The 6,616-nt window shown below is 67.1% G+C and carries 7 protein-coding genes and 1 pseudogene; 6 read left to right on the top strand and 2 right to left on the bottom strand.

What is annotated here, in order from left to right; genetic code table 11:
* Both WBV89_RS14140 and WBV89_RS14135 read left to right on the top strand, forming a co-directional pair.
* A pseudogene (locus tag WBV89_RS14140) lies at window positions 1-252 on the top strand (MBL fold metallo-hydrolase); the annotation flags it as partial.
* Window positions 253-265: 13 nt separating this feature from the next.
* Window positions 266-1,468: a lycopene cyclase family protein gene (locus tag WBV89_RS14135; RefSeq protein ID WP_423981998.1), complete on the top strand. Its 1,203-nt coding sequence runs from the start codon at window positions 266-268 to the stop codon at window positions 1,466-1,468.
* Here the strand turns inward: WBV89_RS14135 and WBV89_RS14130 are convergent.
* Window positions 1,425-2,192 (bottom strand): SURF1 family protein, encoded by a 768-nt coding sequence (locus WBV89_RS14130; RefSeq protein ID WP_423981997.1) that lies wholly within the window; start codon window positions 2,190-2,192, stop codon window positions 1,425-1,427. The two genes, WBV89_RS14135 and WBV89_RS14130, sit on opposite strands and share 44 nt — an antisense overlap.
* A 41-nt stretch (window positions 2,193-2,233) precedes the next feature.
* Here WBV89_RS14130 and WBV89_RS14125 point away from each other — a divergent pair, with 41 nt between their 5' ends.
* On the top strand, window positions 2,234-3,292 hold the full coding sequence (locus WBV89_RS14125) for a phosphotransferase family protein (protein WP_423981996.1): 1,059 nt from the start codon (window positions 2,234-2,236) through the stop codon (window positions 3,290-3,292).
* Window positions 3,293-3,369: 77 nt separating this feature from the next.
* Window positions 3,370-3,858, top strand: a complete 489-nt coding sequence (locus WBV89_RS14120) for a DUF4262 domain-containing protein (protein ID WP_423981995.1) — start codon at window positions 3,370-3,372, stop codon at window positions 3,856-3,858.
* A gap of 126 nt (window positions 3,859-3,984) precedes the next feature.
* Here WBV89_RS14120 and WBV89_RS14115 read toward each other — a convergent pair whose 3' ends face one another.
* On the bottom strand, window positions 3,985-4,743 hold the full coding sequence (locus WBV89_RS14115) for a LytR C-terminal domain-containing protein (protein WP_423981994.1): 759 nt from the start codon (window positions 4,741-4,743) through the stop codon (window positions 3,985-3,987).
* 221 nt (window positions 4,744-4,964) lie between these two features.
* Here WBV89_RS14115 and metX point away from each other — a divergent pair, with 221 nt between their 5' ends.
* Window positions 4,965-6,149, top strand: a complete 1,185-nt coding sequence (metX, locus tag WBV89_RS14110; protein ID WP_423981993.1) for a homoserine O-acetyltransferase MetX — start codon at window positions 4,965-4,967, stop codon at window positions 6,147-6,149.
* Between the two features lie 31 nt (window positions 6,150-6,180).
* A partial coding sequence (locus WBV89_RS14105) for a DNA-formamidopyrimidine glycosylase family protein (protein WP_423981992.1) occupies window positions 6,181-6,616 on the top strand: 436 nt, incomplete at its 3' end.

Genomic DNA, 6,616 nt, shown 5'->3' with positions numbered 1-6,616 from the left:
GTCGAGGTGCGCGACTACCTCGCCTTCGTCGACGACGAGGCGCGCGGGCGTCACGACGCGGGCCTCGACGCGTTCGACGCGGCTCGCGACATCGCCAAGCTGCTCGACGGCTCACCACGTTTCGGTGACTGGGGTGAGTACGGCCGGATCGCGGTCAACGTCGACACCGTCTACCGGACCCTCGATCCGGACCACGACACGCCGGACGTCGTCGAACAGTTCCGGCGGATGGCTGAACTCGAAGCGCACTGAGAAGCCGACGGACGTGTCAGCTCGCGATGTCGGCGTCGTCGGAGACGGTCCAGCCGGATCAGCGCTCGCTCGATCGCTGGAACGACGCGGTGTCGATGTCGTCCTGATCGGGGCCGATCGACCGTGGACGGCGACGTACACGACCTGGATCGATGACCTCGATGGTGTGGATGGCATCGGTGCCGGTGCCGGTGGCATTGACGATCAGGACGTCTGGCTGCACCGCTTCGATTCGATCGCCGCGCACTTCGAACGATCGCTGACGATCCCGCGGGGGTACGGCGTGCTCGACAACGAGCGGCTGCACGCCGTGCTGCGTGACGGAGTTCGTCACGAGGTCCGTGATGTGACCGCCGTTGCCGATGTGGATGCCCGCCTCGTCGTCGACGCAACCGGGTGGCCGTCCGGGCTGGGCCCCGCCGATCTCGGAGATGCCGATGTCGGAGATGTCGGCAACGTGTCCTGGCAGACCGCGTTCGGAGTGGTGCTGCCCGAACCGCCGTCGAATTCGTTGGGGGTCCCCACGATGATGGACTTCTCGGACCCGCCGAGTGCAGGGGGATCGTTGCGCCCCACGTTCGCCTACGCGTTACCCGTGGCCGACGGTTGGCTGGTCGAGGAGACCGTGCTCGCCGGCCCGGCGATCGATCCCGACGCGCTGTCCGGACGGTTGGCATCGCGACTCGGCCTCACCGTCGACGACATGCTGGCCCGTGCGGATCGCATCGAGCGGGTGCGCATCCCGATGGGGGCACCGATTCCCGGACACGATCCGGTGACCGCTCGCTTCGGAGCCGCGGCCGGAATGATCCACACCGCGACCGGTTACTCGGTCGCTGCCTCGCTCCGTGCAGCAGACCGCGTCGCCGACGCGATCGTCGAACGACTCGATGTCACGCGCAAGCCGAATGATGCACGTGCTGACGCGGAGGCGGTTGCGGCCGCGGTCTGGCCGACGGCGTTGCGTCGGAGTCGACGGCTCCACGACTACGGACTCGACGTGCTCCTCGCGATGGATGTCGACGAGATCCGACGCTTCTTCGAGACGTTCTTCTCGTTGCCTCGAGAGCAATGGGCGGCGTACCTGCGGATCGACACGCCCCCGCGGGATCTCGCGCGTGTGATGTCGACGATGTTCCGGCGCGCGGACTGGGGTCTGCGGCGTCGACTGGTCAGTCGGAACCCGCGTCTGCTGTTCGGCGTTCTGCGGCCCTGACCGACAACGATCGCCGGACTGCGAACACCCAACCGACCGCGACGAAGATCGCGAAGACGATCCACTGCATCGCGTACGAGAGGTGCGGACCGTTGTCCAGTTCGGGGAGCACGACCGGCACCGGGTCGGCGATGCCGACCGCGGGATCGGATCCGGTCAACTGGATGAACACCGGTGCGACGTCGCCGGGGAGCTGTTCGGAGATCTTCGGAATGTCGATCCGACGCACCTCGGTGAGTGGCTCCCCGTCGTCGGCATCGGTGAGGTCGCCACGTTCGCGCACCTCCGACGGGCGGACGAACCCGACGATCTCGACCTCGGTCGCCGGTGCGGCCGGGAGATCCTGGCCGAGGGGGACGAAGCCGCGGTTGACGACCACGGTTGTTCCGTCGTCCATCACCAGTGCGGTGAGCACATTGTCGCCGGCGCGGCCGCCCTGCGAGTTGTTGAACTCGATGATCTGATCGGGAAGGTACGTCCCCGACGCGCTGACGGTGCGCCATTCGGCGTCATCCTCATCGAGGTCGCCGCTGTCGATCTCGTCCAGGATCGTCGAGAACTCGACCGTCGGTTGCTCGCTCCGCGCCTCGACCCTGCTGTTGAATTCCTTGCGCTGGTCGAGCCGATCGAGCTGCCAGAGCGAGAGGTAGACCATTCCGACGATTCCTGCGATCACGATGAGGTGGAACAGCAACCAACGAGGTCGCAGCAGGAAGCGATACATCGACCCGGGACGGTATCGGCGAGGGGGCTATGGTCCGCTCGGTGACACCTGAGCAGATCACCGCCGACTGGCTCTCGACCGTGTTCGGTTCCGAGGTTTCCGACATCACCATCTCCCGGATCGGTGACGGACTCGTGGGCCTGAACCTGCGTGTCGACATGCGCTCGGCGTCCGATGTGCCCGATTCCGTGGTCGTCAAGCTGCCGTCGCTCGACGAGGTCAGCCGAGCGACCGGCATCGGGCTCCGCAACTACGAGCGCGAGGTGAAGTTCTACGAACACATCGCACCGACGGTCGCGATCCGGATTCCGCACTGCCATCACGGCGAGTGGGACGAGGCGACCGGCGACTTCGTGCTGGTGCTCGAGGACATGGCTCCCGCCGAACAGGGCGACCAGATCACGGGATGCGATGTCGACACCGCCCGGCTCGCGATCGGCGAACTCGCGCAGCTGCACGGTCCCCGGTGGAACGACGACACGTTGTTCGAGCACGAGTTCCTCAGCAGGCGATCGGGTGGCGATGACGGCGCCCAACTCGCGGCGCTGTGGGAGATGTTCCTCCCGGGCTTCTCCGCCACGTACGACACCTACCTGGACCCGGCGTCACAGGGCGTCCTGCAGGCGTTCGGATCCCGCATCGTCGAGTGGGTCGAAGGTGGTGGAGATGTCGGTGCCGGTGGCGCCGATGGTCCGTTGACGGTCACCCACGGCGACTATCGCCTCGACAACCTGCTGTTCGCGACGCGGGCGGGTGGTCCCCCGGTCACCGCGGTCGACTGGCAGACGCCCGGCCACGGCACGCCGATCAACGACGTCGCCTACTTCTGCGGTGCGGGGCTGGTCCCTGCTGACCGCCGCGCGGCGGAGCGGGATCTGCTCGACGAGTACCGCACCGCACTCGCCGGCCACGGCGTCGACATCGACGCTGATTGGCTGTGGACGCAGTACCGACGTCAAGCGTTCGCGGGCGTGATCATGGCCGTGGTCGCGAGCCAGGTCGTCGGCGGAAGCGAGCGCAGCGAGGCGATGTTCGCGGCGATGGCGACCCGCCACCTCCAACACTGCGTCGACCTCGATTCGCTCGACGCGATCGGCTGACCCCGCGTCACGGCATCCACATCTCGGAGATCGACGTCGACCGTCCACCGTCCGGCACCGGATGCCACACTGGCGAGATGGAGCTGCCCGATTTCCACATCCCGCATGCGGAGAAGATCGAATGGATGATCGAGACGCACGGTTGGGCACTCGAGACGATCCGACCAGACCCGAGTACCGAGCCGCCGACACCGGCTGTCGCGTACTCGATCGGCATGCGCGCTGCCGTCGACTTCCCGGATGTCGCGGTGTTCGGCTTGGCCCCAGCGGCTGCCAACGGCCTGGTGACACTGGTCGCCGACGCGTGTCGGGGCGGGACCCAGATCCCGTTCGGCGTCGAACTGGTCGGCCTGCTCGACAACGAACTCCGCTGCGTGTTCGCTCCGATCGACCCGATCGTCGCAGCGACGCAGTTCGTCACGGCCGCGTCGTGGTTCCGTGGCGACGAGCTCGACATGGCGCAGTTGCTCTATCCGGACCGCAACGGTTTCCTCCCGTACGAGGCCGGCTTCGATCAGCGGATGCGACTCGCGCAACCGGTGATCGGTCGGCTGGACTTCACCTGACCGAGCACTCCTCGACGGCGAGTGCATCGAAGCCCACCGATGACGGTCACCCGTCCGCGTCACCCAGCCGCGTCATCCGTCCCCGTCACCCGTCCCCGGTCACCGGGGGATGCGCACCCTGAACGGTCACCCACCCGGGCAGTAGACCCGCAGCGACTCGGGCACCTGTGTATCGCCGTCGCACACGGTGTTCCAATCCTGGAGGATCCAGAATTGGCCCTCGGCCTCGAGGATCGCGTTCGAGCCGTTCCCGTCGTTGTCGGTGTAGGCGGCGCCGGCCCAACCCTCGTCGCACTGGAAGGAGTCGACCGAGGCGACGTCGCCACCGATCCCGGACTTGATCGAGTCCGCGTCACAGGGCACCGTTCCGCCGATCGGACCCGTCGTGGTGCTCCCTCCGGATGGAGCGGTCGTGGTACTGCCTCCGGATGGAGCGGTCGTGGTCGCCGCCGCGGTGGCGGTGGTGGTGGTCACTCCGGACAGTTCGTCGAGCGTCTTGTCCGCCTGGTCCTGGCCGAGCAGCAGGAGGACCCCGGCTCCTTCGAGCTCACCAGATTCGATCGGCGCCGGGTCGGGGAGCGACAGCACGTCGACTCCACCGAGGGCTTCGGCGACGCTCTGCGCAACCGTCTCGGCACCATCTGCCGACGCGTAATAGACGATCGAATCCTCGATGATGTTCTCGCTGCTGGTGGGTTCACCCGTGGTGAACCCGGCCTGACTCAATTCCTCGGTCATCCGCTGGGCCGATCCGTCGTCGTCGTTGCCGTTCGCCACGATCACCGTCGTCGCATCGGCCGATGACCCGCTGTCGGCGTCGCTCCCGCTCCCGCAGGCACTCAGCATCAGGACGGCAACCGCGCAAGCGACGACACCACTTCTCATGGACAGATTCAGGTTCATCTTGCTTCTTTCGTCGTTGGCGTTGCCAGAACCTAACGGGCGACCCTCGGCGTGAAGAATCGAACGCCGGCGGCGACGCACATGCTCGGCCGCCGTGCACATGGATGCGACCGCGCCACCGGTGGATGACGGTCTCGACAGATGGCCACCGAGGTCAAACCAGCGGCGATGGCAGCGGGGACCGGTGGTACCGTCGACACCCAGTGACGACGACCGACCCCTACCCGGTGACGGGAGCCTGGATGCCGGGAGACCCGCTCGGCCAACGGCGCCTGTTCACGTTCGCGACCGATCGTCGGTTCGCGCTCGATTCCGGAGTGACGCTGTCCGACGTGACCATCGCGTACGAGACGTGGGGAACGCTCGACGCCGACGGAGCGAACGCCGTGCTGCTCTGCCACGCGTGGACCGGCGACAGTCATGCCGCCGGGGGAATGGGGCGCGGCCACGACGACACCGGGTGGTGGTCCGCGATGGTCGGGCCGGGCAAACCGATCGACACCGACCGCTACTTCGTCGTGTGCGCGAACGTTCTCGGCGGATGTCAGGGTTCGACCGGACCGGCATCGCCGAACCCCGCCGACGGACGCTCCTATGGGTCACGGTTTCCCGTCGTCACGATTCGCGACATGGTGCGATCGCAGGCGCGCCTCGCCGACCACCTCGGGGTGCTCCGCTGGATGGCGGTCATCGGAGGCTCGATGGGCGGCATGCAGGCGCTCGAGTGGGCGGTGATGTACCCACGTCGGGTGCGGTCGCTCGTGGCGATCGCGACCTGCATGCAGGCCACCGCCCAACAGATCGCGTGGGGCGGAATCGGGCGCCAGGCGATTCGCCTCGATCCGAAGTGGCGCAACGGTGACTACTACGATGCCGAGCCCGGCGACGGCCCGACCACCGGACTCTCGATCGCCCGCCAGATCGCGCAGGTCACGTTCCGCAGCGACAACGTGTTCACCGATCGATTCGGGCGGGACTTCTCGGGCAAGACCGAGACGGGTGACGTACTCGGCATGTGGCAGCAGTACGAGGTGGAGCGGTACCTCGAACACCACGGCAACAAGATCGTGCGACGCTTCGACGCGAACAGCTACCTTGCGATCGGCAAGGCGATGGATCTTCACGACGTCGCACGTGGACGCGGGTCCCTCGACCGGGCGATGGCGCGGGTGCAGATCCCGACGATGGCCGTCGGAATCTGGAGCGACATGCTCTACCCGGCGTACCAGCAGCAGCAGATCGCCACGGTCGTCCAGGCGAACGGCGTGCCGACCGAGTATCTCGAGATCGACTCGCCGCACGGCCACGATGCGTTCCTGATCAACGGCGACCAGATCGCCGGTCCGCTCGACCGCTTCCTCGGCGACGTCAGCAAATCCGTGGTCTGACGCTCCGGCCGTCCGTTCCGAGCAAACCATCGTGCCCGAAGGGTTGGAAGCCGAGATCTGGACCCGCAGCGCGCAGTCGCTGGTCGGGCGAACGATCCGGCGTGTGTGGTGCGACCAGCGGGTTGCGCCGAACGACTTCACCGAGATCCTGCCGGGTGCGGCGATCGAGGCTGTCCGGCGTCGTGGAAAGGTCGTTGTCGTCGACACCGACGGTCCTTCGTTCGGGTTGCATTTCGGGATGACCGGTCGTCTCGAGATCGACGGTTCCGCGCCGATCGAACGACTCGAGTACGCCTCGGGAGCCGACCGTGCCGAATGGGACCGACTGCGCCTGTGGAGCGATCCGGCGGGGGATCCGGGGCGACCCGCGCTGCGGATGAACGATCCCCGCAGACTCGGCCGGCTCAGCCTCGACCCCGACCTGTCGCACTTGGGCGCCGATCTCCTCACGCTCACGTCCGACGAGT

It is taken from the genome of Ilumatobacter sp. (assembly GCF_049588435.1).
In the GTDB taxonomy this organism is placed as follows: domain Bacteria; phylum Actinomycetota; class Acidimicrobiia; order Acidimicrobiales; family Ilumatobacteraceae; genus Ilumatobacter_A.
The sequence above is the reverse complement of the archived record's forward strand: the minus strand, read 5'-3'. Positions and strand labels throughout refer to the sequence as shown.